The organism is Streptomyces hyaluromycini, assembly GCF_002217755.1.
Lineage (GTDB): Bacteria > Actinomycetota > Actinomycetes > Streptomycetales > Streptomycetaceae > Streptomyces > Streptomyces hyaluromycini.
Genome location: NZ_BCFL01000016.1, coordinates 1,041,679 through 1,066,323, shown reverse-complemented (window position 1 = coordinate 1,066,323; position 24,645 = coordinate 1,041,679). Strand labels below are relative to the sequence as shown.

Sequence of the window (24,645 nt, the reverse complement as noted above, 5' to 3'; positions counted from 1 at the left end):
AACGGAAGCTGCTCCGGTTCGAAGTCGGCGGTCGGCGGAGCCGTTTGTGGTGACGCCCCAATTGGCAACGTTGTCCCGGTCCGGGTGGGAGCGCTTTCTCTGTGTCTTGCCTACGGGTTACCTAGGGGATACCTCTACATGAAGCGTGGCCGCGGCAGTCAGTTTTGTCCGGGCGTTGCCACCCGCGCCTCAGTAGATTGCTGCTGCCGCCCCAGAGTGCCGTACCTGCGGATTTTACTAACCGATTGGGCGGCGGGGGTGGGACATGGAGCGGTCCGAGAGGGCGGCAAGACCTGCCGCCGGGGCAGCGGGCATGAGATGCCAGGTGGACATCGACGGGCAGGGCAGGTTCGGCTGGCGTCTGGTGGCGCCGAACGGCAGATCGGTGGCGGTCTCGCTCACCTCGCACGACAGCCATGCCCGATGTCGTGCCGCGTTTCATCGCATGTGCGCGTTGCACTCCCGTACCGGGGGCGGGGTGCAGCACGGTTCCGACGGCGGCGGCTGGGTGTGGGTGGTCTGGGACGACTCCGGCCGCCATCTGGCGGGCTCGGCGCGGACGTACGAGAGGCATGCCACCTGCCGTGCGTCCTACGACCGGTTCCGCGCGACGATCGCCGAACTGGTATATGCCGGGCCCGAGTTATGGGGCGAGTAGGCAAGGGCTGATCCCTCAGGTCAACCGGGGCGGCAGAGGCCCTGGTCGGGGGTGAGGCATGCCCGTGCGGCCGGGGCCGATGTTGCCCTTAGGGAACCCGTAGTTCACACCTCGGGATGTGCATGTCAACCGATGGCACGGAGTGTCGGGACCGTGCCTTCGCTGAGAAGAACCAGACAGCCGCAGCCCGTGATCGCGGGCGTCGGCTCCACCGACGCCGGAGACCCCGACGTACGGAGACGCCTGTACGCCGATCCCGGGCTGCCCGACCGGGTGTTCCGCGCGGTGCTGCGCTCCGGCGGCGGTCTCGTGCTGGCCGTGATGCTGCTCGTCGGCGGCTTCCTGCTCTACCGGGCCTGGCTGGCGCTGGACAAGGCCGGCTGGTCGTTTCTGACCACCGCCGACTGGGAGCCCGGCAGCGGGAAGTTCGGCATCGCGGCCGTCATCGTCGGGACCATCCTGATCGCGACCGTCGCGGTGTTCGTGGCCGTGCCCCTGGCCACCGGCGCCGCGCTGTACATCTCCGAGTACGCCTCGCCGCGGCTGCGCCGGACGCTGATCAGCGTCGTCGACCTGATGGCCGCCGTACCGTCCGTGGTCTACGGCCTGTGGGGCGTCTTCTTCCTCCAGGACAAGGTCCTGCCGATCGCCCGCTGGATCTCCGCCTACTTCGGCTGGATCCCCGTCTTCGACGTGCAGGGCGCCGACCCGAACGACCCGCTCGCGCCCGAGAGCATCTACACGTCCTCGACGTTCATCGCGGGACTGGTCGTCGGCATGATGATCGCGCCCATCATCTGCTCGATCATGCGCGAGGTCTTCTCGCAGGCGCCCGCCGGTGAGCGCGAGGGCGCCTACGCGCTCGGCGCCACCCGCTGGGGCATGATCCGCAGCGTGGTGCTGCCCTTCGGGCGCGGCGGGATGATCGGCGGCACGATGCTCGGGCTCGGCCGCGCGCTGGGCGAGACGATCGCCGTCTTCATGATCATCTCGGTGACCTTCCAGGTCCAGTGGCACATCCTGCAGTCCGGTACCAGCTCGGTCTCCTCGCTGATCGCCCTGCGCTACGGCGAGGCCGGCGAGTTCAGCATGTCCGCGCTGATGGCGGCCGGCTTCTCGCTGTTCGTCATGACGCTGATCGTCAACTTCGCCGCCTCGTCCATCGTCGCCCGCTCCCGCTCGGGCGCGACGAGCGACGCCTGAGCACCCACGGCGCCCGCACGTCCCCTACGCCACACAGGTACGCCACACAGGAATGAGCGACCATGACCGTTGCCCCTGAAGCGCCCGGCGCGCGTCAGGCGACCGGACGCCCGGGCACCACGCTGCCGGGCCCGTCCCGCGGCGCCGGCCCGGCCGGTGAGCGCCGCCGCGCCCTGACGCAGCTGCACGCCACCGACGTGTACGCCATGGTCGGAGCCGCCACCGCCGCGCTGTCGATCACCTGGCTGCTGTTCCACTGGCTGCTCCCGTTCAACGGCGCCGTCGGCTTCGTCGTCATCGCGTACGGCCTCTTCCTGCTGATGTACGCCCTGCTGGTCTCCTTCGACGAGGACGGGCCCGCGATCGTCGACCGGATCGCGGCGGCGATCGTGCGGTCGATGGGTCTGCTGCTCGTCGTGATCCTCGCGTTCGTCGTCTGCTACGCGCTCATCCAGGGCCGCAAGGCGCTGGTGCACCTGAACTTCTTCACCCAGAGCATGGAGCTGGCCGGCCCGCTGCAGCCGCTCAGCGTGGGCGGCGCCCTGCACGCGGCGGCCGGCACCCTGATCATGATCACGATCGCGCTGCTGATCACCGTGCCGGCCGGACTGGTCTGCGCGGTGTTCCTCAACGAGGTGCCCGGCGCCTACGCCCGGTTCGTGCGCACCATCGTCGAGGCGATGACGGCGTTGCCGTCGGTCGTCGCCGGCCTGTTCATCTACGCGACCGTGATCCTCGGCCTGGGCCTGGACCAGTCCGGTCTCGCCGCCGGGCTCGCCCTCTCGGTGATGATGCTGCCGATCATCATCAGGGCCGCGGACGTCGTCATCCGGCTGGTCCCCGGCACCCTGCGCGAGGCCAGCTACGCGATGGGGACGAGCCGCTGGCGCACGGTCTGGCACGTGGTCCTGCCGACCTGCCGCTCGGGTCTGACCACCGCCGTGATCCTCGGCACCGCGCGCGGCATCGGCGAGACCTCCCCGGTCCTGCTGACCGCCGGCTTCACCAACGAGCTCAACCTCAACCCGTTCCACGACCCGATGGTCTCCCTGCCGCTGGTCACCTTCGAGTTCGTCAAGTCGCCCGAGCCGAACATGATCTCGCGCGGTTTCGGTACGGCGGCCCTGCTCATGGCGCTGGTGCTGCTGCTGTTCGTCGCCGCCCGCATCCTCGGCGGCCGCGGCCCCGGCCACCTCACGCGCCGCCAGGAACACCGGCGCGTCCTCGCGTCCCGGCGTGACGCGCGTCGATTCGCCGAGCGTGTCCCGGGTCCGGCCGCGGCACCTGCCCCGGCCGAGGCCCCGGCCCCTGTCTCCGCCCCGCACTCCACCGTCCGTACCGAAAACGGGAGTTCGTCGTGAAACCCGCCACTCGTTTCCGTCTGGCGGCCACCGTGCTGTCACTGCTGTGCGCCCTGCTCGCCGTCCAACCGCCGCCCGCCGCGGCCGCCTCCTACGCCAAGATCACCGGCTCCGGTTCGACCTGGAGCTCCAACGCCGTCCAGCAGTGGGTCCGCAACGTCAAGGCCAACTACGGTATGACGGTCAACTTCACGGCCAACGGCTCCTCCCAGGGCCGTGAGCAGTTCAAGAACAACACCGTGGACTTCGCGGTCTCGGAGATCCCCTACGGCCTCAAGGAACAGGGCGTCACGGACACGCCGCCGAGCCGCGGCTACGCCTACATGCCGATCGTGGCCGGCGGTACGGCGTTCATGTACAACCTCAAGATCAACGGCAAGATGGTGACCAACCTCCGGCTGTCCGGGGACGTCGTCACCAAGATCTTCACCGGGAAGATCACCCGCTGGAACGACCCCGCGATCGCCGCGGACAACCCGGGCCTGAACATGCCGGCCCGCGCCATCGTCCCGGTCGTCCGCTCCGACGGCTCCGGTACCAGCGCCCAGTTCACGATGTGGATGTCGAAGCAGTACGGCTCCCTGTGGGCCGACTACTGCTCCCGCACCGGACGCGGCAGCGGCAACTGCGGCATGACCTCCAACTACCCGCTGCTCAGCGGCTCCACGATGATCGCCAAGTCCGGCTCGCTCGGCGTCTCCGGCCATGTCCGCCAGCCCTCCGGAGAGGGCGCCATCACCTACGTCGAGTACTCCTACGCCAAGAACACCGGCTTCCCGGTGGCCAAGGTGCTCAACAAGGACGGCTACTACGTCGAGCCGACCGCCGCGAGCGTCGCGGTGGCCCTGACCAAGGCCGGGATCAACGAGAACAAGGCGTCGGTCAACTACCTCACCCAGATCCTCGACGGCGTCTACACCAACGCCGACGCCCGCACCTACCCGCTGTCCAGCTACAGCTACATGATCCTGCCGACGAAGGTGGAGTCCGGCTTCACCGCGGCCAAGGGCAACTCGCTGGGCACGTTCGGCCGTTACTTCCTGTGCGACGGGCAGCAGCAGGCGGACGACCTCGGCTACTCGCCGCTGCCGAAGAACCTCGTCCAGGCGGGCTTCGACCAGCTCCGCAAGGTTCCGGGCGCACCCACCAGCAGCATCAACATCAACACCTGCCGCAACCCCACCTTCTCCGGCGGGGTCAACACCCTGATCAAGAACGCCCCCTACCCCAAGTCCTGCGACAAGAAGGGGCCGACGCAGTGCACCACCGGCACGGCCGGAGCGGCGGGCACCGACACCCCGGTGAAGCAGGGCGCGACCGGCGGTAGCTCCTCGGGCGGCTCCGGTTCGTCGACCGGCGGCTCGTCGACCGGCGGTTCCTCGGCCACGGGCGGCAGCGGCACCGGTGGCACGGACACCAATGGCGACGGAACGCCCGACGCGAGCGCGAGCGCCGCGTCCGGCGGCACCTCGGGGGCGAGCATCGACCCCGACACCGGCGAGGTGGTCAGCGGCGACGGGACGGGCACCGGTGATGCGAACGTGGCCGCCAATCCCGTCGCCCTCGCCTCCGACAACAGCCTCGGGATGCGCGGCGCCCTGATGGCACTCTCCGCCGTCCTGCTGGTCGCGGTCGTCGTCGGGCCGCCACTCACCGCGCGGCTGCTCGCCGGACGTTCGCGCCGTCGCAAGGGGGAGCTGTGATGAGAAGACGGCTGACGCCACGGATGTCTCCCGGCCGGCGCCGGGTGACCGCGGGAGTGGGCTGCCTGCTGTCCGCGCTGGTGCTGGCGGTGCTGCCGCTGCCCAAGGGGGCGGATCAGGCGCAGGCGGCCACCACGGAGAGTTCCGCGGTCACCAAGAGCGGGGCGAAGGGGGTGTACGGCGACGACTTCTCCGATCTGAAGGTCACCGTGCACCAGACGAAGAACCTGTCCGGTCAGGCCGTGCGGGTGACCTGGACGGGCGGGAAGCCGGCCACCGACACGTCGGGGACGAACTCTCTGTCGATCATGCAGTGCTGGGGGGACGAGGAGTCCGGGCCGGACCGTACCCAGTGCGAGTACGGCCTGTCGTCGGGCTCGCAGCCGGGCGGCCAGCGGTTTGTGTATCTGACCGGGAACGGCTCCGTGAGCGATCCGCTGGAGACCGGTTCGGCGACTCCGGTCGACAAGAACGGCACCCACTACGTGCCGTTCCGGCCGGTGGCGGGACAGGGGGACGCCACTGCCGGCGGCACCGACACCACGTACTTCACCTCGGAGGACACGAACGCGGTCCCGTACGTGCCGAACGACGGGGACGGCGGCGGGGACGTGGCGTTCGAAGTGAAGTCGGCAGTGGAGCAGCCCGCCCTGGGGTGCGGTGCCCGCAAGACGTCGTCGGGTGAGATCCAGCCGTGCTGGCTGGTGGCCGTGCCCCGCGGCACGCACGACCCGGACGGAACAGCGCACCAGCCGAGCAACCAGCTCGCGTCCTCGCTCAGCCAGTCGACCTGGGACCAGCGCATTGTCTTCAGGCTGGGCTTCGCCCCGGTCACGGACAACTGCGACCCCGACAAGCCCGAGCGCGGAATCATGGGGTCGGAACTGGCCACCGATGCCATCACGTCGTGGCAGAGCGCGCTGTGCAAGACCGGAACCTACCGGTTCAACTTCACCCAGTCCGGTGAGGGGCAGGCCAGGGACGCCGTGACCTCGGGTGACTCGGCGGCGGGACTCGCCATGACGGTGGATCCGGTGGAGCCGGTCGACGGGGCGCCACAGGTGGTCCATGCCCCCGTCGTGGTCACGGGGCTGACCATCGGGTTTGTCTGGATGTACGACACCTCGACCAGCAGCCTGCCGCTGACGGAACTCAAGCTCGACCAGAGGCTGCTGGCCAAGGTACTCACGCAGTCCTATCCCTACAGCGTGATCATGCCGCAGGAAGGTGCTCCCGACTACCTGTCCGGCAACCCCTTGTCCATTGTCCAGGACCCTGAATTCCTCAAGCTGAATCCCGGTCTTGCCGGCCAGGCGGCCGTCAACAGCCCATTGGGTCTGGCGGTTACCGTGGACAACACCGACTCCGCCCGCCTGGTATGGAAGTACATATTGGCCAACAGCGACGCCAAGGACTTTGTCGAGGGGAAGTCCGATCCCTGGGGGATGAAGATCAACCCTGCGTACAAGGACGGGGTGATATCGGATTCCCTGGACTTCTTCCCCAAGGCGGATCTCACGCCCACGCAGGTGGACTGCACCGCCGGCAAAGTGACGCGCACCGCGCAGGACGTGGTCCCTTATGTCAATGACATGCATGACGGGTCGCTGAAGGTACGCCGTGGTTCCATCGGAACCGCATATACGTGTGCGACCGGCGATCCGCTGCCGAGACTGTCGGCGGAAGCCCGTCCGATTCCCACGAAACAGCGCCAGTTCGGCATCGTCGATAACGCGTCCGCCATGCGTTACCAGCTGGGTGCCGCTGCCCTGCCCAACGCTGACGGGGACTACGTCAAGCCGACCAGCGCCTCCCTGCTCAAAGCGGTCGCCGAGATGCCCGAGTCGGACGTGGCCGGTGTCAAGGCGCCGGACCCCGCGAAGATGAAGGACGGCGCCTACCCGCTGACCGCCGTGGTCTACGCGGCGGCCTCGCTGGACCAGGCCAAGGACGCCCGGCAGGACTACGCCAAGGTGATGCGCTACGCGGCCGGCGCGGGGCAGACCCAGGGCACCGCGAAGGGTGAACTGCCGTACGGCTACGCGCCGTTGCCCACCGCCATGCGTACGCAGGCGAAGCAGGCCGCCGACCAGCTGGAGAAGGGCGCGCCGGACGCCGACTCGTCGTCCGGCGGCACGTCCGGAGGCGGCGACGACCTGAGCGGCACCGGCAGCGGCGGCGCGGCGGGCGGCAGCGCGGCCGGCGGCGGCTCCACCGGGACGTCGGGCGCCGCGGCCGGTGGTGCCGGTACGTCGGACACCGCCCAGCCCTCCACCGCCCCGAGCGAGACCGACCCGGCCAAGCAGAACGTGGCCCAGTCCGGCGGCTACACCCCGTCGGAGGTCCTCGGGCTGATCCGCTGGGTGCTGCTCGGGGTCCTCGTCGCTGGCGGAGCAGCGGCCCTCGCGGGGCCGGTGATGCTGCGGCTGTCGGTGCGCAGGACGGCCCCGACGGATTTCCAGGGAGGGGAACTCGAATAATCGCCGGATTTCCATTGGCGGGGCGTATTCGGGCCCCGGGGGATCCGCATACCGCCGGGTGAGTTCCCTTGGATTCACCTAGGCAATGGATTCGTAACCTGATGACCGGCTGGAATTAGTGGCCGGGGATGCGGGTCTGCGGAATTGTTCTGCGTGGCCGGCCGACGGGTCGGTGGTGAAAAAAAAAGAATCCGGATTTGCTTGCACGTCCATTGCTTGATCCGTTTCAACGGAGGAGAAATCAAGTGAACGTCAAGTCCCGCGTGCGTATCGGTGCCGCTGTCGGTGCGGTTGCCCTGGGCCTGGGTGCCCTGGCCGCTCCCGCCGCCTACGCCGACCCGACCTCGGCCACCGACTACCGTCAGCTGGCCGGTGTCGGCTCCGACACGACCCAGGACGTGATGAACGCTCTGGGCAACGCGATCACGAACGGCAGCGGCAAGGTCATCGCCTCGTGGAACGCCACGGGCACCAGCCCGATCACGACCAAGGCCAGCGGCAGCTGCACGATCACCCGCCCCGACGGCTCCGGCGCCGGCATCACCGCGCTGAACACCGCCCTGGACGGCAGCACCGGCTGTGTGGACTTCGCCCGTTCCTCGCGTGGCCCGAACAACACCACCACCACGGACCTGACCTTCATCCCGTACGCCAAGGACGCGGTGTCCTGGGTGAAGCAGGACGGCAGCGCGCTGCCCGACGACCTGACGACCGCCCAGCTCAAGGCCATCTACGAGTGCACCCTGACCTCGCTCAACGGTGTCACCCTCACCCCGATCCTGCCGCAGTCGGCCTCGGGTACCCGCGCCTTCTTCCTCAGCTCCATCGGCGTGACGACCCCCGGCTCCTGCGTCACCTCGGACTCCACCATTCAGGAGAACAACGGCTCGGTCGTCGACAGCGCGGGCGACATCTTCCCGTACTCCGTGGCCCAGTACACCGCCCAGGAGACCTCCGTGGTGGACGACCGCCGCGGTGACGCCGTGCTCGGCTCGGTGAACGGCGTCGTTCCGCGGAACGAGGACGACCTGTCGCTGAACCTCTCCTTCCCCTACCTGCGGAACGTCTACAACGTCGTCCCGACCGCCAAGCTGTCGGACTCGCTGATCACGGACACCTTCGTGGGCACCGGCTCGAAGGTCTGCACGAACACCAGCATCATCACCGACTACGGCTTCGGCACCCTCGGCAGCGACTGCGGCAGCACGACCCTCAAGGGCGAGAGCTGATCACCGTCCCATAGCCGCACAACGGCCGGGCACCCCATGGGTGTCCGGCCCTGTCGGCGTATTCGTCCACCACCCGGACCCAGACCCCGCGGGGGGACCACCACATGAATCACCGTCTCGCACAACTCAGATCACCGGTAGCGCTGCTGACCGGCATCGCCCTGCTGTGCGCCGCCCTGGCCGGGGTCCTCGCCTTCTCGGGCCGGGCCCACGCCGCCACCCAGCTCGGCAAGTTCACGCTCACACCCACCACGGGCAGCATCTCGACCTACCCCATGGTCACGTCGGTGACGACGACCGCCGGCTGCCCGGACGACACCGTCGGCAAGGCGGCCATCCTCAAGGTGTTCAACCCCACGAGCGACACCACGCAGGCCACCCTCGGCCAGGGCGCCACCAAGATCGTGGCCGGTACGGCTCCCTTCACGATGAACGTGACGACCCTGGCCGCCGCGAAGAGCCTGGAGGCGCGGCTGCGCACGTGGATCCCCGACGGATCCCTCGACGGCACGTACACCCTGGGTCTGGGCTGCGGCGGCGGTACCGACGTCCCGGTCTTCCTCGCCAAGGTCCGGGTCACGGGCGACACCTGGTCCCTGCTCGAACAGCAGGCCACGACGCTCGCGGTGGGCGCGGCCTCCGGCGTCGCCGTGGGCGGCGACCTCAAGCTCACCGCCACGGTGTCGCCCTCGACGGCAGCCGGCTCCGTGGAGTTCAAGAACGGTGACACGTCGCTCGGCACCGCGCAGGTCACCAACGGCACGGCCGAACTCACGGTCAAGGCACCCGCGATCGGCGGCCCGCTGCCCTTCAGCGCCGTGTTCACCCCCACCGATGCCGACTCCTACTCCAGTGCCGAGGCCAGTGGGACCGCGAACATCGACTACGTCGTCTCCGCCAAGGACGCCGACGGCACCGCCCTCGGCGACAAGCCGACCCTGTCCGTCGGCCAGAAGGTGAAGGTCACCGTCAAGGGGTTCACCCCGGCGGCCGCCGCACACGTGACCCTCACCAACTCCACCGCGACCTTCGCGGACGTGACAGCGAACGCCGACGGCGCCGTCGCGGACTACGCGTTCACCGTGCCCAACGCCCTGACCAACGGCGACCACACCCTGAACTTCTCCGAGAAGTCGGGCATCTACGCCGCCTTCGACTTCGTCAGCACCGACGAGGTCTCCGCCAGCCCCTCCCCCTCGGACAACCCCGACCTCACCGTCACCGACGAGGACGGCAACACCCTCGGCGCCGACCCGAACCTCGAAGCCGGGCAGAAGGTGAAGATCACCGCCCGTGGATACACCGCGAGCGCCGCGGTCAAGGTCACCCTCGTCGACAGCGAATCGACGTTCGACGACGCCAAGGCGAACGCCGACGGCACCGTGGAGAACTACGCGTTCACGGTCCCGAAGGACATCGCGGACGGCGACCACACGCTCACCCTCGCCGAGGACAAGACCGACGGGCACAGCGTCGACTTCGCCTTCACGACCGGCTCCGGCGACTCCAGCGAGTCCCCCGAGCCCAGCGCGTCCGCGTCGGACTCCAGCGGCACGGACACGGGCGGCACCGGCAGCGGCGGTTCGGACACCGGTGGTTCGACCGGTGGTGACAGCGGCGGCTCCGGCAGCGGCGGCGGCTCCATGGCCTCGACCGGCGCCCAGGTCGGCGCGATCGGCCTGGCCTCCCTCGCGTTCCTGGCCGCCGGCGGTGCGCTCGTGCTCCACATGCGCCGCAAGGGCCTGCTGACCTTCGGCGGTGACACCCCGCAGCACCACTGACCGACCGGGCGGCCGACCCGGCCGACGGGACGGCCCGGGGGCGCGCGCCGACGCGCCTGCGGGCCCGCCCCGTCCCCACAGCAAGCCGTAGAACACCCTCCGCTTCGAGGAGCGCAGCCCGTGACCACCCTCGCCCCGCCGCCGGCCGGCGCGTCGGCGCCCGCCGACGGACCGCCCGACCCGCCACCGCCCCCGCCGACCACCGAGCCGCGCCGGCAGACCCCACGGCCCCCCGCCCGCCCCGGGCTCGCGCTCGCCGGGGCGGCCCTGTGCGTTCTCGCCGCCGTGCTCCTCGGCTTCGCCGCGAACCTCACGATCGTCGGCCACCTCCAGCACGCCCGCGACCAGCAGACCGCCTACGACGAGCTGCGCAAGGAACTCGCCCTGGGCACCGCCCCGGTGGGCCAGCGGGACTACGAGGGCAAGCTGCTGAAGCCGGGCGCGCCCGTCGCCCTGCTGCGCATCCCCGCCCTCGGCTTCAAGGAGGTCGTCGCCGAGGGGACCACCTCCGAGGTGCTGATGGCGGGCCCCGGCCACCGCCGGGACACCCCGCTGCCCGGCCAGGCCGGCACCGCGGTCGTCATGGGTCGCCAGTGGGGATACGGCAGCCCGTTCCACGACCTGCACCGGCTGCCCGTCGGCAGCCGCATCGAGATCACCACCGGCCAGGGCAAGGCGGTCTACGAGGTCACCGGCATCCGCCAGGCCGGCGACGCACTGCCCGCCCCGGTCGCCGAGGGGCAGGGCCGGCTGACCCTCATCACCGCGACCGGGGCGCCGTACACCCCGAGCGGGGTCCTCCGGGTCGACGCCAAGCTGGTCACGGCCGTGCAGCCCAACCCGCCGCGGGACCTGCGGGCGGGCTGGATCGCCGACTCCGAACAGGCCCTCGGCACCGACTCCGGTGCCTGGCTCGGCGTCTTCCTGTGGACCCAGGGCCTGCTGCTCGCCTCGCTGCTCGCGGTGGTCTCCTTCCGCGTCTGGGGCCGCTGGCAGACCTGGATCTGCGCGGGCCCGCTGCTGCTCGCGCTGGGCCTCGCCGACTCCCAGTCCATCACGGCACTGCTGCCGAACCTGCTCTGAACCCCCGGCCTTCGCAAGGAAGTTGACCAACCGTATGTCCGAGAACACCGATCTTGTCGACACCGTCGTCCAGCCGCCCGTCGAGAGCGGCCAGGACGGCGGCCCTCGCTTCGGCGACGGCCCCGCCACCCTGCGCGCCGACGGCGTCTCCGCCTGGTTCGGCGACCACAAGGTCCTCGACCGGGTCTCGCTCACCATGCCCGCGCGCCAGGTCACCGCGCTCATCGGCCCCTCCGGCTGCGGCAAGTCGACCTTCCTGCGCATCCTCAACCGGATGCATGAGCTCATCGGCTCGGCCTCGCTGGCCGGCCGCGTGCTCCTCGACGAGGTGGACATCTACGATCGCGGCCGGCGCATCACCCACGCCCGCCGCGAGATCGGCATGGTCTTCCAGAAGCCCAACCCCTTCCCGGCCATGTCGATCTACGACAACGTCGTCGCCGGCCTCAAGCTCAACGCCATCAGGGCGAGCCGCGACGGCAAGGACGGCCTGGTCGAGGAGTGCCTCACCAAGGCGGGCCTGTGGAAGGAGGTCAGGGACCGGCTCCGGCAGCCCGGCGGCGCGCTCTCCGGCGGCCAGCAGCAGCGGCTGTGCATCGCGCGGTCGCTCGCCGTACGGCCGCGGGTGCTGCTGATGGACGAGCCGTGCTCGGCGCTCGACCCGACGTCCACCCGCCGTATCGAGGAGACCATCCACGACCTCAAGGACGAGGTGACGATCGTCATCGTCACCCACAACATGCAGCAGGCCGCCCGCGTCTCCGACAACTGCGCCTTCTTCCTCGCCTCGCACGGCACGCCCGGTGTGATCGTCGAGCACGGTGACACCCACGCGATGTTCAACTCGCCCCAGGACGAGAGGACTTCGGACTACGTGAACGGACGTTTCGGGTGACGGGGCGGCGGCGGCCGGGGGCCGGCCGGGTCGCCGGGGTGCCGGTGGCGGTCGTGGCGGCGGTGCTGGTCGCCGGATGCGGCCCCGGGGAGAGGGCAGGGGCGGGGGCGCGGGTCCCGGACACCGCGGACCGGGTGTCCGCGGACTCGGCGCCGGTGACGCGGTCCCCGTCTCCGTCGCCTTCGTCGCCGGCCCCCTCGGTGTCCGCCTCCGCACCGGGCTCCCTCGCTCCGCCCGTGCGTCGTGGCCCGCGGCCCGGGACGTCCCGTGCCTCCGCGAGCGCGGGCGGCCGGGTGCCGGGGCCGGATCTGTCCCGTCGGGTGCCGGTCACGTCGTCCCGGCGTCCGACCGCCTCCGCGTCCGCGTCCGCGCCGCCGAAGGCAGTCACGGGTGCGGCCGGCCGGGCGGGCGGCACCACCATCCGGATCGGCGCCTGGTCCGCGGGCGTGATCCGCGGCGGGCAGGAGGAGGTGGACGCCTGCGAGGACGCCGTGCAGTGGGCGGGTCCCACCATCGGCACCGAGGACGGCTACGAGATGCGGACCGTCGTGATCGTCGGTCACGACTACTGCGGCTTCGACCTGTTCGCCACCCTCCGTGTCGGCACCCGGGTCACGATCGGCACCCCGCGCGGCACCTGGTCGTACACCGTGTACGCCAACTACGTCACCCCGGGCCGCGGCGCGCCGGCCGCCGGGCTCTACTGGGGCGACCTCACCCTGCAGTCGTGCGTGGGGCCGGACACGGGGTTCAGCTACCTCGTGCGGGACTGACCGCTCACGGTGCGCTCGGCCACACCAGCAGCATGTACGCCCCGCAGTACGCCGAGCCCGCGACGGCCGTCGTCAGGACGAGTACACGTACGCGTGTCGAGGCGCGGGCGAGGTGGCCGGCCACCGGGAGCAGCAACGGGAAGCCGGGGAGGAGGAAGCGGGCGCGGGGGAAGTAGACGCCGCCGCTGGCCGCCACGATCAGCAGCAGGACCGCGCTGAACACCAGGAGCGGGAGCGGCTGCCGGTCCGCCGCCGAGAGTCCGAACAGGACGACGGAGACCAGCATCGTCAGGCTCACCACCACCAGGAACAGCTCGGGGCGCGAGACCTGCCCGAACAGGTGCCGCAGCCAGCGCAGGGTCTCCGCGCCGCCGTCCAGCTCGTTGTGCCACATCCGCTGTACGGCGAAGTAGCCGTCCCAGCGGCCCAGTCTGACGCCCACCCAGCCGACGTACGCGCACCAGCCGAGAGGGGCGGTCAGCGCCGCCGTCAGGGCGCGGGCCGAGAAGCGGTAGCGGAGGGAGAGCAGCGCGGCGACCGTCACGGCGGCGGCCACGGCGATGCCCGTCGGTCGGGTCAGTCCGGCCAGTACCGAGCCGGCCGCCGCGTACAGCCAGCGCTCGGTCAGCACCGCGTACAGCGTCCAGGCGGCGAACGCCGTGAACAGGGACTCCGTGTAGCCCATCCACTGGACCAGGCCCACCGGGTACGCCGCCCACAGCACGGTGAGCAGCACCCCGACGCGGCGGCCGGCCAGCCGGTCGCCCACCGCGAACACGCCCCAGGCGGCGATCAGGGACGCCAGCCAGGCGAGCGCCAGGCCGGTACTGGCCCGGGTGCCCGGCGTCAGGACCGCGACCGCTTTGACCAGGAGCGGATACAGGGGGAAGAACGCCAGGTTGTTGTGGTCGTAGGCGGTGCCGAGTGCGTGGGCGTACCCGTGGTCCGCGATGCCCAGGTACCAGCGGGAGTCCCACTGCGTCGCCAGCATCGGCCACACCCCGTGGTGCCGCCGGTGCGCCCACACGGCGAGGAACACCAGTCCGGTGAGCCGTACGGCGAGGTACGCGGCGAGTGCGGGAGCCGCCCGGCGCAGGGCGTGCCGGGGGGCGGCGGTCGCGGCGGGGTGGTGGGGTCGTCGGGTGCCCGGGATGTGCCCGCGGGGGGCGGTGTCGGGGGCGGTCGAGGACACGGCGGCGGCTCCAGTACGACGGCTGCTTCGGCGGGTGTTACCCGTTCACCGTTTCCCGGCCGCCCGGGCGGTGCGCGGAGCCCGCGTCAACTGCCGCCGGTAAATCACCCGATGGGGTGCTAGGGGCCCGTACATGGGTCAACGCGGACGGTACGGTCCGGTCGGTATTCGCCGCCCGAGGGGTTGGGCGTGGAGCAGGCCGGGGGCGCCCGCCGCGTGGGCGCCCCCGGGGTGTCAGATACCGGCTGCCGCGGACAGGTCCCGCTTGATGGCCGTGAGCAGGTCGGCTGCGGTGGCGCGGGCCGTGGGGAGGCCGGCGTGCGTCGACACGGGGACGACCACCTCCAGGTAGCACTTCAGCTTGGGCTCGGTGCCGCTGGGGCGGACGATCACCCGGGCGCCGGTGAGGGTGTAGCGGAGGCCGTCGGTGGGGGGCAGGCTCTCGGTGCCCTGGGTGAGGTCCTCGGCCCTGGTGACGGGGAGGCCCGCGAGGTCGGCGGGGGGCTGCTCGCGGAGGCGCTGCATCGCGTCGGCGATGAGGGAGAGGTCCTGGACGCGGACCGAGAGCTGGTCGGTGGCGTGCAGGCCGTGCTCCACGGCGAGGTCGTCGAGGAGGTCGAGGAGGGTGCGGCCCTCCTCCTTGAGGACCGAGGCCAGCTCGGTGATCAGGAGCGCGGCGGTGATGCCGTCCTTGTCGCGGACGCCGTCGGGGTCGACGCAGTAGCCGAGGGCCTCCTCGTAGCCGTAGCGCAGGCCGTCGACGCGGGCGATCCACTTGAAGCCGGTGAGGGTCTCCTCGTACGGCAGGCCGGCCTTCTCGGCGATGCGGCCGAGGAGGGAGGAGGAGACGATCGACTCGGCGAAGACGCCGGTGGCGCCGCGGCGGACCAGGTGGGCGGCGAGGAGGGAGCCGACCTCGTCGCCGCGGAGCATGCGCCAGGTGCCGTTGTCCTTGACGGCCGCGGCACAGCGGTCGGCGTCCGGGTCGTTCGCGATGATCAAGTCGGGGTCCGTCTCGCGGGCCTTCGCGAAGGCGAGGTCCATCGCGCCGGGCTCTTCCGGGTTGGGGAAGGCGACGGTCGGGAAGTCGGGGTCCGGGTCGGCCTGTTCGCTGACGAGGGCGGGGGCGGGGAAGCCGGCGCGGGCGAAGGCGGCGAGGAGGGTGTCCTTGCCGACGCCGTGCATGGCCGTGTAGACCGTGCGGGCGGTGCGGGGGGAGCCGGGGGCCAGGACGGCGTCGGTACGGGCCAGGTAGGCGTCCAGGACGGTGTCGTCGAGGGTTTCCCAGCCGGTGTCGGGGCGGGGGACTTCGTGGAGGGTGGTGATTGCCTGGATTTCGGCGGCGATCTCCGCGTCGGCGGGCGGGACGATCTGGGAGCCGTCGCCCAGGTAGACCTTGTAGCCGTTGTCGCGGGGCGGGTTGTGGCTGGCGGTGACCTCCACGCCGGCGACCGCGCCCAGGTGCCGTATGGCGAACGCCAGGACCGGGGTGGGGAGGGGGCGGGGGAGTACGACGGCCCGGAGGCCGGCGCCGGTCATCACGGCGGCGGTGTCGCGGGCGAAGTCGGCGGACTTGTGGCGGGCGTCGTAGCCGATCACTACGGTGCCGGTGGCCTGGCCGTGGTTTTTCAGGTAGGCGGCGAGGCCGGCGGCGGCTCGGACGACGACGGAGCGGTTCATGCGCATCGGGCCGGCGCCGAGCTCGCCGCGCAGGCCGGCGGTGCCGAACTGGAGGGTGCCGCTGAAGCGGGCCGACAGTTCGGTGAGGTCACCGGCCTCGATGAGCTTGGCGAGCTCGTCGCGGGTTTCCGGGTCGGGGTCCTCGGCCAGCCAGGTCCTGGCTCGGGCGATGAGATCGTCTTGCACGGTCGTCGTCCAACCTCTCGTGGTGTGCCTGCGGCGCCTGTGCTGCTTCGGTGGGGGTGCGCGTAGCGCCTACGGGTGGTGGTGGGTCGGGGCCGGGGCGGGGAGTCTCCGTCCTCGGGCCGGCGGTGGTGCATCTCGGATGGCGCGGGCCGACGAACGCCGGCCGCTGCGGGCGGAAACTCCCCGCCCCGTCCCCTTGCGATCACTTGCGACGGACGGCAGTCGCAGCCTCCCGTCCCGATCCTGGCATGGGGTGACTGCAGCGCCCCGAAAGGGGCGCGGGGAACTGCGCGACCAGCCGCGACGGACCCGCGGGCGCACTCGGGCCGCAGGTGGCAACCCGGATGGCGTTCTCAGAGCCTGCCCAGTACCTGCGCCAGCAGCTCGCCCATCCGTGCCGCCGAGTCGCGGCCCGCCTGGAGGACCTCCTCGTGGTTGAGGGGCTCGCCCGTCATGCCCGCGGCGAGGTTCGTCACCAGGGAGATACCCAGGACCTCGGCGCCCGCCTCGCGCGCAGCGATCGCTTCGAGGACAGTCGACATGCCCACCAGGTCCGCGCCGATGACGCGGGCCATCCGGATCTCGGCCGGGGTCTCGTAGTGCGGGCCGGGGAACTGCGCGTAGACGCCCTCTTCGAGGCTGGGGTCGATCTCCTTGCACAGGGCGCGCAGGCGGGGGGAGTAGAGGTCGGTGAGGTCGACGAAGTTGGCGCCGATGATGGGGGAGGTCGCCGTCAGGTTGATGTGGTCGCTGATGAGGACCGGCTGGCCGGGGCGCATGCCCTCGCGCAGGCCGCCGCAGCCGTTGGTGAGGATGATCGTCTTGCAGCCGGCGGCCACGGCGGTGCGGACGCCGTGTGCGACGGAGGCGACGCCCCGGCCCTCGTAGTAGTGCGTGCGGCCCAGGAAGACCAGCGCGCGCTTGTCACCGGAGGAGTACGAGCGGATCTTGCCGCCGTGTCCCTCCACGGCCGGCGGCGGGAAGCCGGGCAGCTCGGTGACCTGGAACTCGGCGTCGGGGGCGCCCAGGGCGTCGACGGCCGGAGCCCAGCCGGAGCCCATCACGAGGGCGACGTCGTGGGTCTCGGCGCCCGTGAGCTCGCGCAGGCGAGCGGCGGCCGCGTCGGCGGCGGCGTGGGGGTCGCCCTGGATGTCGTCCGGAAGAAGAGATGCGTTCACGCGCATGAGAGTAGCTGGTCTGGGCCTACGCGCGTAGATGACGGAGCTCATGGGATTGCGATCGTTGTCTTGTCGTTTCCGATCAGGGGTGTGACGCGGGTAACTTTTGGGTGGGCTGTGGGTGGTCTGTGGGGCTTGGGATCTCAGCAGGGGCGCTTGCGGAGTTCCATCACGTAGTCGTGGGGGGCACCCGCGGACTCGGCCGCGTCGGCGATCTCACCCAGGTAGCGGGCGGAGGGCAGGCCGCCCTCGTAGCCGTTGAGGACGTAGAGCCAGGCGCTCTCCTCGCCCTCCAGGGTGTGCACGCGGACCCGGGCGCGGCGGTAGATGCCCATGGCGACGCCCTCCCAGCGGTCCATGGACTCCTCGTCCATCGGGGCGATGTCGTACAGGCCGACGAAGACCTGGGAGACGGGGTCCTCGACGATCGTCGCCAGGGAGCCCTCCCAGCCCATCTGCTCGCCGCCGAAGGTCAGCCGCCATCCGTTCAGCCAGCCGGTGGCGCGCAGGGGGGAGTGGGGGGCGCGGCGGGACATCAGCCGCGCGTCGAGATTGCCGGCGTACGCGGCGTAGAGCGACGACATGGAGAGAGGGTACGGCAGGCGTCACGGGTGTCACTCCCGTCCCGGGAAGCGCCGGGCGCGGCCCCCGGGCATTAGCACCTTGAAGCGTGCGGGACAATGGAGTACGTGACTCGGATCGTGATCATCGGTGGCGGACCCGGCGGCTATGAAGCGGCGCTGGTGGCCGCGCAGCTCGGCGCGGAGGTGACCGTCGTCGACTGCGACGGTCTGGGCGGAGCGTCGGTGCTGACCGACTGCGTGCCGTCGAAGACCCTTATCGCTACGGCCGAGGTCATGACGACCTTTGATTCGTCGTACGAAGAGCTGGGGATCATCGTCGCCGACGACACCCCGCCGCTGGAGCAGGCGGCACGGGTGGTGGGGGTCGACCTGGGGAAGGTCAACCGGCGTGTGAAGCGGCTTGCCCTTGCCCAGTCGCACGACATCACGGCCTCGGTGACGCGCGCCGGTGCGCGGGTCATGCGGGGACGGGGGCGGCTGGAGGGCATGCAGGCGCTCGACGGGTCCCGGAAGGTCGTGGTCGCGGCTGCGGACGGGAGTGAGGAGACGCTTGTCGCGGATGCGGTGCTGATCGCGACCGGAGGGCATCCGCGTGAGGTGCCCGACGCCCAGCCCGACGGCGAGCGCATTCTGAACTGGACCCAGGTCTATGACCTCACCGAGCTGCCCGAGGAGCTCATCGTGGTCGGGTCCGGTGTGACCGGTGCCGAGTTCGCGGGCGCCTACCAGGCGCTGGGGTCGAGGGTCACGCTGGTGTCGTCGCGGGACCGCGTGCTGCCGGGTGAGGACCCGGACGCGGCCGCCGTTCTGGAGGACGTCTTCCGGCGCCGTGGCATGAACGTCATGGCGCGGTCGCGGGCCGCCGCCGCCAAGCGGGTCGGGGACCGGGTGGAGGTGACGCTGGCCGACGGCCGGGTGATCAGCGGTTCGCACTGTCTGATGGCCGTCGGTGCCATTCCGAACAGCGCGGGGCTGGGGCTGGAGGAGGCCGGCGTCAAGCTGCGCGACTCCGGGCACATCTGGACCGACAAGGTGTCGCGGACGACGGCTCCGGGGGTGTACGCCGCCGGTGACGTCACGGGCGTGTTCGCCCTGGCGTCGGTGGCCGCCATGCAGGGGCGTATCGCGATGTACCACTTCCTGGGCGACGCGGTGGCTCCGCTGAACCTGAAGACGGTGTCGTCGAATGTCTTCACCGATCCGGAGATCGCGACGGTGGGGTACACGCAGGCGGACGTGGATGCCGGGAAGATCGACGCCCGGGTGGTGAAGCTGCCCCTGCTGCGCAACCCGCGCGCGAAGATGCAGGGCATCCGGGACGGCTTCGTGAAGATGTTCTGCCGGCCGGGGACCGGGATCGTGGTGGGCGGTGTGGTGGTTTCGCCGCGGGCCTCGGAACTGATCCATCCGATCTCGATCGCCGTCGACAACAATCTGACGGTCGAACAGATCGCGAACGCGTTCACCGTCTACCCCTCTCTTTCGGGGTCGATCGCCGAGGTGGCGCGGCAGCTGCACACGCGGAAGACCGGCAGCGAGCTCTGACGGCCGGAACCGACTCCCCGCTGGTCACGGGGAGTTGCCGGTCATGCGTGCGGCATAGGCGGGATGGATAGCCCTATACCACTCCCGACCCTACTGTGCGAACAACTTCTGCTATTCGGCGCAAACTGCTGAAAGCAGACGGTCGTTGGGGTTACTGTCAGTTTCGTGTTCGCTGCAGAACGTCGCCAATTGATCCTCGAAATGGTGCGAGCGAACGGGGCCGTGTCGCTCCGTGAGCTCGCCCGCGTCGTCCAGACCTCCGAAGTGACCGTACGGCGGGACGTGCGCGCACTGGAGGCAGAAGGACTCCTCGACCGCCGGCACGGCGGTGCGGTACTGCCGGGCGGGTTCACGCGGGAGTCCGGCTTTCCGCAGAAGTCTCATCTCGCGACCGCCGAGAAGACGGCCATCGCCGATCTCGCCGCGGGCCTCGTCGAAGAGGGCGAGGCCATCGTGGTCGGGGCGGGTACCACCACGCAGGAGCTCGCCCGCCGGCTGGCGAGAGTGCCCGGCCTCACCGTCGTCACCAACTCGCTGCTGGTGGCACAGGCCCTGGCCCATGCCAACCGGGTCGAGGTCGTGATGACCGGCGGTACCCTGCGGGGCTCCAACTACGCGCTCGTCGGCTCCGGTGCGGAGCAGTCCCTCCAGGGGCTGCGCGTCTCGAAGGCCTTCCTGTCCGGGAGCGGCCTGACGGCCGAGCGGGGGCTGTCCACGTCCAACATGCTGTCGGCTTCCGTCGACCGGGCGCTGGTGCAGGCCGCCGCGGAGGTCGTGATCCTCGCCGACCACACCAAGCTCGGTACGGACACCATGTTCCAGACCGTGCCGACCGATGTCATCACCCGGCTGGTCACGGACGAGCCGCCGGCCCACGACGACCGTGCGGTCACCGAGCTGCAGGCCCTTGCCGATCAGGGGGTGCAGATCGCCGTGGCCGGGGCGTCGGGGAACCCGGGGGGTGACCAGGTCCCGGCGCGCCAGCAGCATCAGCAACAGCGCCGGGACGTCGCCCTGCCGGGGCCGCGGCGGAGTCAGGGGCCGGGGGCGGGGTTGCGGTCGGCGTCGATGCTGGGCGCGGAGCCGCCGACGGGGGCTGAGCGGGGGCGGGTTGCTGATATGCGGCGCAGGTGAGGGGCTTGAGTGCCTAGGCGCCGTAGGGGTGCATATGAATGGGCGGGTGCGGGTTGTATGTGGTTGCTCGCGCCGTTCCCCGCGCCCCTAGGGGGGTTAGTGCTTCAGTCCGTTCAGAGTCAAGGTCAGCAATCTGTCCGCCAAGTGCGGGTCTCCCGGGGATTCCTCCGCTGCCAGGGCGATGGCGTGGGTGAGTTGGAGGAGGTCGGTGATCTGTACGTCTTCTCGTACGGTGCCTTGCTCCTGAGCGCGGGTCAGCAAGGCCTCGCCCGCCTCGCGCATCGGGGTGCCGCAGCGGGACAGGGCCGAGTCCGGCGACGCTGACATCAGGGCCCTCGACAGGCCCCGGTACGCCGCCGCGTGGACGACCACCTCGTGGAGCCAGGTCAGCAGGGCCTGGCACGGGTTGGGAGCGGTCCGCAACTCGCGGGCCCTGGCCAGGAGTTCGTTCACCGCGTCCTCGAAGACCGCGCTCATCAGGGCGTGCCGGTTCGGGAAGTGGCGGTAGAGGGTGCCGATGCCCACGCCCGCCCGGCGGGCGACGTCCTCCAGGGAGGCGTCCGTGCCGTGCTCGGCGAAGACGGTGCGGGCCTCGGCGAGCAGCCGGTCGTGGTTGCGGCGGGCGTCGGCGCGCATGGGCCGTTCCGGAAGGTCGGACGCCCGGCGAACGCGGTGACGTTCGCCGGGCGATGCCGTACGGGGTGTCGTCAGTCCTTGATCTCGCAGATCACGGCGCCGGAGGTGAGGGACGCGCCGACCTCGGCGGCGAGGCCCTTGACGGTGCCGGCCTTGTGCGCGTTCAGCGGCTGCTCCATCTTCATGGCCTCCAGGACGACGATCAGGTCGCCCTCCTTGACCTCCTGGCCCTCCTCGACCGCGACCTTGACGATCGTGCCCTGCATCGGCGAGGCGAGGGTGTCGCCGGAGGCGACCGGGCCGGACTTCTTGGCGGCGCGGCGCTTCGGCTTGGCGCCCGCGGCGAGGCCGGTGCGGGCCAGGGTCATGCCCAGGGACGCCGGGAGCGAGACCTCAAGGCGCTTGCCGCCGACCTCGACGACGACCGTCTCGCGGCCGGCCTCCTCCTCGGCCTCGGCGTCGGCCGGGGCGGCGAAGGGCTTGATCTCGTTGACGAACTCGGTCTCGATCCAGCGGGTGTGGACCGTGAAGGGGTCCTCGGAGCCGGTGAGCTCGGGGGCGAACGCCGGGTCCCGGACGACGACGCGGTGGAACGGGATGGCCGTGGCCATGCCCTCCACCTGGAACTCGTCCAGGGCGCGGGCGGCCCGCTGCAGGGCCTCGGCGCGGGTGCGGCCGGTGACGATCAGCTTGGCCAGGAGGGAGTCCCAGGCGGGGCCGATGACCGAGCCGGCCTCCACGCCCGCGTCCAGGCGGACGCCGGGGCCGGAGGGGGCGTCGAAGCGGGTGACCGTGCCGGGGGCGGGCAGGAAGTTGCGGCCCGGGTCCTCGCCGTTGATGCGGAACTCGAACGAGTGACCGCGCAGCTCGGGGTCGCCGTAGCCGAGTTCCTCGCCGTCGGCGATCCGGAACATCTCGCGGACCAGGTCGATGCCGGCGACCTCCTCGGTCACCGGGTGCTCGACCTGGAGGCGGGTGTTGACCTCTAGGAAGGAGATCGTGCCGTCCTGGCCGACCAGGAACTCGCAGGTGCCGGCGCCGACGTAGCCGGCCTCCTTGAGGATGGCCTTGGAGGCGCGGTACAGCTCGGCGACCTGGGCCTCGGAGAGGAAGGGCGCGGGGGCCTCCTCGACCAGCTTCTGGTGGCGGCGCTGGAGCGAGCAGTCACGGGTGGAGACGACCACCACGTTGCCGTGGGTGTCGGCCAGGCACTGGGTCTCCACGTGCCGGGGGCGGTCCAGGTAGCGCTCCACGAAGCACTCGCCGCGGCCGAAGGCGGCCACCGCCTCACGGACGGCGGAGTCGTACAGCTCCGGGACCTCTTCGAGGGTGCGGGCGACCTTCAGGCCGCGTCCGCCGCCGCCGAAGGCCGCCTTGATGGCGATCGGCAGGCCGTGCTCCTCGGCGAAGGCCACGACCTCGTCGGCACCGGAGACCGGGTCCGGGGTGCCGGCCACCAGCGGGGCGCCGGCGCGCTGGGCGATGTGCCGGGCGGCCACCTTGTCGCCCAGGTCGCGGATCGCCTGCGGCGGCGGGCCGATCCAGGTCAGGCCCGCGTCCAGGACCGCCTGCGCGAACTCGGCGTTCTCGGAGAGGAAGCCGTAGCCCGGGTGGATGGCGTCCGCGCCTGCTTCGCGGGCGGCGTTGAGCACCTTCTGGATGTCCAGGTAGCTGGTGGCGGGGGTGTCACCGCCCAGGGCGAACGCCTCATCCGCGGCGCGGACATGCAGAGCGTCCCGGTCCGGGTCCGCGTAGACGGCCACGCTCGCGATCCCGGCGTCCCGGCAGGCCCGGGCCACGCGGACAGCGATTTCGCCACGGTTGGCGATGAGCACCTTGCGCACGATTGAGGCTCCCTCCTTGAAACAAGCCGAGTTTAGGGACTGCCGACACGGCACTTCGACCCGTCCCCGGTGGTGAGCTTGCCCACACGGAGCGTGATGCGAGGCTCACCCGACCCGCGAAATCCCTTGTCGCACCTCAGTACGCAGGACTCCTTCGGGAAACCCTAGCTCCGTCATGTGGTCAAGGTCTCTGTGAGAGCGTGCCGCGCCCCACTCCGTTTCTTTGTTGAGTCCCTACGAATGGCCCAACGTTTCTTTGCTGCCGACCGGACCCTTGTCCCGCGGTTTACCCGTTAGTAGCGTTCGCGATGTCTTGAACGTACTTCAAGTAACACCGGCTCGGTCGAGCCGTGATCGAAAGTGGGTGGGACCCGGTGGTGCGCAGACCGGTGGCGTGGGTCGTGGCGGTCATACTCTTCGTCGAGGCATTCGGGATCGCGGCACTCAACTGGTTCATGGGAGTGGTCGTCGACCGCCAGGACATGTCCCTGGCCGGCCTCGACCCGGACAGGATGTCGATGTCCGCGAAGGCGGGCGCCGTCGTCTTCGGGCTCTACTTCGCGTTGTGCGGCCTGGTGGCCCTGCTGGTCGCCGTACGCAACCGTGCGCCCGCCGGCCTGGGCCGGGTGCTCCTGGTCAGCGTCGCGGTCGTACACGGCCTGCTGGGCGCCTTTGCGTGGGGCCTGATCGGCTGGACCGCGTTCCTGTACATGGTGGTCGTCCTCGCGCTCGTGGTGCTGCTGCTGATGACGTACGACCAAGTGGCGGACGGGGCCGGTGGTGCCGGGGCGGCGGGCGGCGACGGGGGCGGGGCCGGTTCCGGCTCCGAGAGCGCCCCGGAACCGGAGCCCGAGCCGGAGGCGAAGAACGACACGCCGCCCGCGGCACCGTTCACTCCGCCGGCGCCCACAACTCCGTGATGCCGACGCCGAGCTCCGCCAGCAGCCGGCGGACCAGGGGCAGGCTGATGCCGATCACGTTGCCGTGGTCGCCGTCGATGCCCTCGATGAACGGCGCGCTGCGGCCGTCCAGGGTGAACGCTCCCGCGACGTAGAGGGGTTCGCCCGAGGCGACGTACGCGGCGATCTCCTCGTCGGTGGGCTCGCCGAACCGTACGACGGTGGACGCGGTCGCCGACACCCAGCGCTTGCTCGCCGTGTCCCACACGCAGTGCCCGGTCTGCAGGGTGCCGACCCGGCCGCGCATCGACTTCCAGCGGGCGGTGGCCTCCTCGGCGTCCGCCGGCTTGCCGATGGCCTGGCCGTCGAGGTCCAGCACCGAGTCGCAGCCGATCACGATCGCGCCCTGGACGTCGGGGCGGGCGGCGACGACGGACGCCTTCGCCTCCGCGAGGGCGAGGGCCAGGTCGGCCGGGGTGGGCGCGGTGACGGCCTCCTCGTCGACACCGCTGACGATCACCTCGGGAGCGAGGCCCGCCTGGCGCAGCAGGTTCAGCCGGGCGGGGGACTGGGAGGCGAGGACGAGTCTGCGCATGGGGGC

Annotated in this window: 20 protein-coding genes; 13 read left to right on the top strand and 7 right to left on the bottom strand. The window is 71.0% G+C overall.

Annotation, left to right across the window (positions count from 1 at the left end; genetic code table 11):
• Positions 1 to 313: 313 nt before the first annotated feature.
• The 10 genes from SSP29_RS04845 to SSP29_RS04800 all read left to right on the top strand — a co-directional run bounded on the left by SSP29_RS04845 (position 314) and on the right by SSP29_RS04800 (position 13,166).
• The gene (locus SSP29_RS04845; protein WP_145968850.1) at positions 314 to 658 is read left to right on the top strand and encodes a hypothetical protein; all 345 of its coding nucleotides are present in this window, start codon (positions 314 to 316) and stop codon (positions 656 to 658) included.
• Positions 659 to 811: 153 nt separating this feature from the next.
• Positions 812 to 1,861: a phosphate ABC transporter permease subunit PstC gene (gene pstC / locus SSP29_RS04840; RefSeq protein ID WP_245883013.1), complete on the top strand. Its 1,050-nt coding sequence runs from the start codon at positions 812 to 814 to the stop codon at positions 1,859 to 1,861.
• Positions 1,862 to 1,923: 62 nt separating this feature from the next.
• Complete coding sequence (gene pstA / locus SSP29_RS04835; protein WP_089099187.1) at positions 1,924 to 3,222, top strand: phosphate ABC transporter permease PstA; 1,299 nt, start codon at positions 1,924 to 1,926, stop codon at positions 3,220 to 3,222.
• Positions 3,219 to 4,925, top strand: a complete 1,707-nt coding sequence (gene pstS, locus SSP29_RS04830) for a phosphate ABC transporter substrate-binding protein PstS (RefSeq protein ID WP_218036893.1) — start codon at positions 3,219 to 3,221, stop codon at positions 4,923 to 4,925. Before pstA ends, pstS begins: the two co-directional genes overlap by 4 nt.
• Complete coding sequence (locus tag SSP29_RS58330) at positions 4,925 to 7,405, top strand: hypothetical protein (RefSeq protein ID WP_150133555.1); 2,481 nt, start codon at positions 4,925 to 4,927, stop codon at positions 7,403 to 7,405. The genes pstS and SSP29_RS58330 overlap by 1 nt, the downstream gene beginning before the upstream one ends.
• Positions 7,406 to 7,650: 245 nt before the next feature.
• Positions 7,651 to 8,634: a substrate-binding domain-containing protein gene (locus SSP29_RS04820; RefSeq protein ID WP_167449851.1), complete on the top strand. Its 984-nt coding sequence runs from the start codon at positions 7,651 to 7,653 to the stop codon at positions 8,632 to 8,634.
• A 104-nt stretch (positions 8,635 to 8,738) separates the two neighbouring features.
• Positions 8,739 to 10,415, top strand: coding sequence for an Ig-like domain repeat protein (locus SSP29_RS04815; protein ID WP_089099184.1), 1,677 nt, complete (start codon positions 8,739 to 8,741; stop codon positions 10,413 to 10,415).
• A 120-nt stretch (positions 10,416 to 10,535) separates the two neighbouring features.
• Positions 10,536 to 11,498: a sortase gene (locus SSP29_RS04810; RefSeq protein ID WP_089099183.1), complete on the top strand. Its 963-nt coding sequence runs from the start codon at positions 10,536 to 10,538 to the stop codon at positions 11,496 to 11,498.
• Positions 11,499 to 11,532: 34 nt separating this feature from the next.
• Positions 11,533 to 12,393, top strand: a complete 861-nt coding sequence (locus tag SSP29_RS04805) for a phosphate ABC transporter ATP-binding protein (RefSeq protein ID WP_089099182.1) — start codon at positions 11,533 to 11,535, stop codon at positions 12,391 to 12,393.
• Between the two features lie 236 nt (positions 12,394 to 12,629).
• Positions 12,630 to 13,166 (top strand): hypothetical protein, encoded by a 537-nt coding sequence (locus SSP29_RS04800; protein WP_145968849.1) that lies wholly within the window; start codon positions 12,630 to 12,632, stop codon positions 13,164 to 13,166.
• A 4-nt stretch (positions 13,167 to 13,170) separates the two neighbouring features.
• On the opposite strand, the gene SSP29_RS04795 is transcribed toward SSP29_RS04800, so the two are convergent.
• The 4 genes from SSP29_RS04795 to SSP29_RS04780 form a co-directional block, all read right to left on the bottom strand.
• Positions 13,171 to 14,358, bottom strand: a complete 1,188-nt coding sequence (locus SSP29_RS04795; protein ID WP_089099180.1) for a putative hexosyltransferase — start codon at positions 14,356 to 14,358, stop codon at positions 13,171 to 13,173.
• Between the two features lie 234 nt (positions 14,359 to 14,592).
• On the bottom strand, positions 14,593 to 16,224 hold the full coding sequence (locus SSP29_RS04790) for a phospho-sugar mutase (protein ID WP_089099179.1): 1,632 nt from the start codon (positions 16,222 to 16,224) through the stop codon (positions 14,593 to 14,595).
• A 353-nt stretch (positions 16,225 to 16,577) separates the two neighbouring features.
• A complete protein-coding gene (locus tag SSP29_RS04785) occupies positions 16,578 to 17,402 on the bottom strand; it encodes a purine-nucleoside phosphorylase (RefSeq protein ID WP_089099808.1) in 825 nt (274 codons plus the stop codon).
• Between the two features lie 143 nt (positions 17,403 to 17,545).
• A complete protein-coding gene (locus tag SSP29_RS04780) occupies positions 17,546 to 17,986 on the bottom strand; it encodes a gamma-glutamylcyclotransferase family protein (RefSeq protein WP_089099178.1) in 441 nt (146 codons plus the stop codon).
• A 96-nt stretch (positions 17,987 to 18,082) separates the two neighbouring features.
• Between SSP29_RS04780 and SSP29_RS04775 the strand changes: the two genes are divergently transcribed.
• Complete coding sequence (locus SSP29_RS04775) at positions 18,083 to 19,531, top strand: NAD(P)H-quinone dehydrogenase (RefSeq protein ID WP_089099177.1); 1,449 nt, start codon at positions 18,083 to 18,085, stop codon at positions 19,529 to 19,531.
• A gap of 165 nt (positions 19,532 to 19,696) precedes the next feature.
• Positions 19,697 to 20,665 carry a DeoR/GlpR family DNA-binding transcription regulator gene (locus SSP29_RS04770; protein ID WP_089099176.1) on the top strand — a complete coding sequence of 323 codons (969 nt, stop codon included), beginning with the start codon at positions 19,697 to 19,699 and terminating at the stop codon, positions 20,663 to 20,665.
• A 96-nt stretch (positions 20,666 to 20,761) separates the two neighbouring features.
• On the opposite strand, the gene SSP29_RS04765 is transcribed toward SSP29_RS04770, so the two are convergent.
• Entirely contained in the window at positions 20,762 to 21,301 is a 540-nt protein-coding gene (locus tag SSP29_RS04765; protein WP_089099175.1) for a TetR/AcrR family transcriptional regulator, read from the bottom strand.
• Positions 21,302 to 21,372: 71 nt separating this feature from the next.
• Positions 21,373 to 23,145: an acetyl/propionyl/methylcrotonyl-CoA carboxylase subunit alpha gene (locus tag SSP29_RS04760; protein WP_089099174.1), complete on the bottom strand. Its 1,773-nt coding sequence runs from the start codon at positions 23,143 to 23,145 to the stop codon at positions 21,373 to 21,375.
• Between the two features lie 374 nt (positions 23,146 to 23,519).
• On the opposite strand from SSP29_RS04760, the gene SSP29_RS04755 reads away from it, so the two are divergent.
• Entirely contained in the window at positions 23,520 to 24,065 is a 546-nt protein-coding gene (locus tag SSP29_RS04755; RefSeq protein WP_089099173.1) for a hypothetical protein, read from the top strand.
• On the opposite strand, the gene SSP29_RS04750 is transcribed toward SSP29_RS04755, so the two are convergent.
• Positions 24,037 to 24,639 carry a Maf family protein gene (locus SSP29_RS04750; protein WP_089099172.1) on the bottom strand — a complete coding sequence of 201 codons (603 nt, stop codon included), beginning with the start codon at positions 24,637 to 24,639 and terminating at the stop codon, positions 24,037 to 24,039. The two genes, SSP29_RS04755 and SSP29_RS04750, sit on opposite strands and share 29 nt — an antisense overlap.
• Positions 24,640 to 24,645 lie beyond the last annotated feature (6 nt).